Source organism: Citrobacter sp. TBCS-14 (genome assembly GCF_005280805.1).
In the GTDB taxonomy this organism is placed as follows: Bacteria; Pseudomonadota; Gammaproteobacteria; order Enterobacterales; family Enterobacteriaceae; genus Citrobacter; species Citrobacter gillenii.
The window spans coordinates 1-235 of the sequence record NZ_SZWM01000182.1 but is presented as its reverse complement, the minus strand read 5'-3'; the positions used below and the strand labels follow the sequence as shown (position 1 = coordinate 235).

Sequence of the window (235 nt, the reverse complement as noted above, 5' to 3'; positions counted from 1 at the left end):
GATCAGAATATCGCCGCTGTTCCCGCTCTGACCTTTACCCGTCGCCGTAATAGCCAGATTGTTGCCTGCATTCAGGGTGCTGCCTGCCACAGTATCACTCCGGGCATGCTGCTCAGACTTTGATTTCTGGGAAGTCAGAGAAATGCTGACGCCTATACCGTTATTCGGATCGCCGCCAGCCTGAGCAACTGCAACCCCCTGCGCAGCCTGCACGCCGGAAAGCGCCGCTTTCGTT

Annotated in this window: 1 protein-coding gene; it reads right to left on the bottom strand. The window is 57.0% G+C overall.

Features of this window, described 5'->3' with window-relative positions; all coding sequences use genetic code 11:
• A partial coding sequence (locus FDX22_RS08655) for a hemagglutinin repeat-containing protein (protein WP_146717052.1) occupies positions 1-235 on the bottom strand: 235 nt, incomplete at both ends.